Source organism: Halorubrum tibetense, from assembly GCF_042661865.1.
Classification (GTDB): domain Archaea; phylum Halobacteriota; class Halobacteria; order Halobacteriales; family Haloferacaceae; genus Halorubrum; species Halorubrum tibetense.
Genome location: NZ_JBHSWW010000627.1, coordinates 1 through 631, shown reverse-complemented (window position 1 = coordinate 631; position 631 = coordinate 1). Strand labels below are relative to the sequence as shown.

The window sequence follows — 631 nt, the reverse complement described above, 5'->3', positions numbered from 1 at the left end:
CAGCCAAGTCTCAACTCAGTCAATGCCATTTTTCAAACCCTCAGCCAATCTCTGGAAACAGGTATGGGCATGGGTTTTGGCGCACTGCTCGTGCCGACGGCAAATGGGCAATGGCTAGCTAAATTTCAATTTGACGATCAAGAGTCGCCGCCAATTGAGCAATTGCCCACTGCAAATCTTTTAATCAAATTAAGTGCTAAGCCGGCGGCAATTTTAGTTAACAGCGATAATCGCCCCGCTATCATCGATCAACTACCAACACACCTTGTGGAAAAATTGGGCGCGCGCGAGCTACTGCTTATATCGATCTTTCTAAACACTAAGCTGATTGCCATTCTACTGGCAGCAGAAACCGATTTGGCGCCGCCCAGAGTACAAACTTGTAAACGCCTCGCCCAAGCAACACAACAAGCGATTGCAAGGCTTGCCGTACAAGTTCAGCGGCAAAGCGCGATCAAACGCTGACCCTGACGCAACATTGATTTACAATAGGCCTTTTTCCGACCCGGAATCCCTATGTTGCCCTTAATCATTGAGCCGGCCCAACTTGAACAAGAACTGAGCAACCCCAAGCTCCTGCTGATCGATTTGTGCAATGAGCAAACCTATCGCGCTGGGCATATCCCCAACG

Annotated in this window: 1 protein-coding gene; it reads left to right on the top strand. The window is 49.1% G+C overall.

The genetic code is table 11. From position 1 onward, the window contains the following. A partial coding sequence (locus tag ACFQEU_RS17380; protein ID WP_379784194.1) for a hypothetical protein occupies positions 1-465 on the top strand: 465 nt, incomplete at its 5' end. Positions 466-631 lie beyond the last annotated feature (166 nt).